The organism is Plantactinospora sp. A48 (genome assembly GCF_055793945.1).
The window spans coordinates 1-2,309 of sequence record NZ_JBTIXF010000127.1 but is presented as its reverse complement, the minus strand read 5'-3'; the positions used below and the strand labels follow the sequence as shown (position 1 = coordinate 2,309).

Sequence of the window (2,309 nt, the reverse complement as noted above, 5' to 3'; positions counted from 1 at the left end):
GGCTGCCGCGTTCATGCCACCACCAGCCGGATACCTCATACCTCCGGCCTACCGCCCACATCGACCCAGATCACGCAGACACGCCGACGGACGTCAGCCTTTCAACCTCTGTAGCGGGATTGGTGGGCTCTCGGGCTTGGGATGGTTTGACGCCAGATCGACCGGTGCAGAATGTGCTCTGGTGGCAACGGTTTGGTCAGGACGAAGGCGTTGAGGAGCCGGCGGATTTCGGCGACGGTCAACACGATGATCTTGCGTTGGGTCCGTCGAGGCCGTTGATCAGCCGTCGTAGTGGCTGGGGTTCGCTCGTCAGCGACGATGCGGACCTCGGTGGGTCGTTCGGTGGAGCGGGGTCGCTGGTGGTGGGGTTTAGGTGGTGAAGCGGATAGAGACGGCGGCGTTGTCGCCGAGACCGTCTTGGGTGAGGCGGTAGACGAATCGGTCTGTGGGGCCGTGTGTGTGGTTGGGGGTATAGATCACGGTGCGGCTGGAGGTGAGTTGGACGCGGCCGTAGCGGGGTGGGGTGATGATGGTGAGTTTCGCGGTGAGGCTGGCGATGTCGTTGGCCAGTACGGGGATGGCGGTGCGGCGGTTGTTGTGGATGGTGGCCTGGTCGTTGTTGGCGACTGGGGCGAGGGTGAAGTTGCCTTGTCCATCGTTGATGAAGGTGTTCAGTTGACCGCCAGCGTCCAGGTTGATGGTCTGGATGTCGATGCTGGCGTCGTCGTTGGCGTCGATGAGGTAGGTGCGCCAGTCGGTGTTGGCGTTTGGGTCCCTTTGCAGGTACTGCACGTGGCCGTTGTCGAGGATGACCACGACGCCGTTGTCGTTGTTGACGCATTCGTAGCTGTAGGCGATGGTGACGTCCATCGCGCCGTTGTGGTTGAAGTCGCGGAAGACTAGTTGGGGTATGCCAGCGCACCACTTCATCGGGCCGGGGACCAGGGTGCCGGCGGGGGTGTTGATCAGGGTGACGAAGCCGTTGCCCTCATCGCCGGTCAGGTAGAGGTCCGGGTGGTGATCGCCGTTGAAGTCTTGAAGTCCCATGTAGCCGGGGTAGGACAGTCCGGAGGTCAGCGTGGCCGTGGGGAGGAAGTTCGTGAGCGCGATCAGGTCGTAGTCAACCCCGGGCGGGCGTCCGTTGGAGAACCCGATCACAAGTTGGACGGAGCCGTCCCAGCCCAGGTCCATCGCGACGCCGAGGTTGGGGCATTGGCTGGCGCCGTCGAGGCCGGGGACTGGGTAGAGATACACCAGCGGTGGTCTGAGGCCGCCGCCGGGGGCACCCCATTCGACGATCGTCGCGCACTGGATGAGCGCCGCCGAGCTTAATGTGATCTTGTCGGTGCGGCCGTCGGCGTTCAGGTCCGCGTAGATCGGCTGGTCGGGGCCGCCGGCCTGGGCGGGCGGCGCCGTGGCGACCACGCCAACCGTGGCCAGGATGATGAGCGTGGTCAGTGTGGCAGTTCGGTTGCGCCGCATGGCGCCTCCTCGGTAAGCGATAAGAATCAGCGTATATGCGGAAATCGCATGTATCACCCCTGATGGCGGTTATCCGACATAGGGGCGGATGCTATGGACGTGGCTCAGGGCACCGAGTAGCCAGGACAGATGATCAACCGAACGGGAGGCCGTCCTTGGCGATCAACCCGCAGCGGGCGTTGAGTGCCGTGACGATCCCGGTGTGTAGGCGTGACAGCCACTCGCGCGCCTGCGGATCATCGTCAGAGATACACAGGCAGTGGTCTTCGAGGTCATCGACGCAGACCAGCACCGCGCCGGCGAACGACTCGAACGCTCCCGGCCTCGCCGCCGCCCTGCTCCGCCCCGCCGACGCCACCATTCGAGGCGACACCCCGCAGTGACACACACCAAAACGCGAACGGCGGCGCCCCACCCTCGAACAGAACCGTCAGTCGTAACCCTGTTCTGGCGCCAGCGGCGGTCTTGATCACACCGTCGAGGTCAGCGTGGATAGGTACGGCTGTCCGAACGGGCACCACGCCGAACGCTGCTAGAAGGGACCATGCATGACCGACAGAACGCCCGGCCTCCGCACGATCGAGGTCGCTGACGACGTGTACGACGTGCTGAAGCGCACCGCCGACAGCCGAGACACCGACATCAACGGCGCGCTGCGCTACCTGATGGAGGTTCCGTCGCTTCGGACTACTGCCGAGGACGACGACGAGGACTGAACAGCTCGCAAGACAGGTGGCGGCGAGGGGAGGGGCACCGGATCCCCCACCCCCCTCCCCCCCCCCACCTTTCTCCCAAAAAAAAGCCACCCCCCCCCGTCCCAGACGAAA

3 protein-coding genes are annotated in these 2,309 nt (G+C 64.5%); 1 reads left to right on the top strand and 2 read right to left on the bottom strand.

The features are described 5' to 3' along the window. Positions 1-369 precede the first annotated feature (369 nt). Together ACXN5W_RS30235 and ACXN5W_RS30230 are read right to left on the bottom strand one after the other, a co-directional pair. Entirely contained in the window at positions 370-1,482 is a 1,113-nt protein-coding gene (locus ACXN5W_RS30235) for an Ig-like domain-containing protein (protein ID WP_473161796.1), read from the bottom strand. A 133-nt stretch (positions 1,483-1,615) separates the two neighbouring features. Next, positions 1,616-1,843, bottom strand: a complete 228-nt coding sequence (locus tag ACXN5W_RS30230; RefSeq protein WP_473161795.1) for a hypothetical protein — start codon at positions 1,841-1,843, stop codon at positions 1,616-1,618. A 187-nt stretch (positions 1,844-2,030) separates the two neighbouring features. On the opposite strand from ACXN5W_RS30230, the gene ACXN5W_RS30225 reads away from it, so the two are divergent. Beyond that, the gene (locus ACXN5W_RS30225) at positions 2,031-2,198 is read left to right on the top strand and encodes a hypothetical protein (RefSeq protein ID WP_473161794.1); all 168 of its coding nucleotides are present in this window, start codon (positions 2,031-2,033) and stop codon (positions 2,196-2,198) included. Positions 2,199-2,309 lie beyond the last annotated feature (111 nt).

Bases quoted from the DNA above. Each gene is read 5' to 3' on its own strand.
- ACXN5W_RS30230 (WP_473161795.1), bottom strand. From the start codon at position 1,843: ATGGTGGCGTCGGCGGGGCGGAGCAGGGCGGCGGCGAGGCCGGGAGCG.
- ACXN5W_RS30235 (WP_473161796.1), bottom strand. From the start codon at position 1,482: ATGCGGCGCAACCGAACTGCCACACTGACCACGCTCATCATCCTGGCC.
- ACXN5W_RS30225 (WP_473161794.1), top strand. From the start codon at position 2,031: ATGACCGACAGAACGCCCGGCCTCCGCACGATCGAGGTCGCTGACGAC.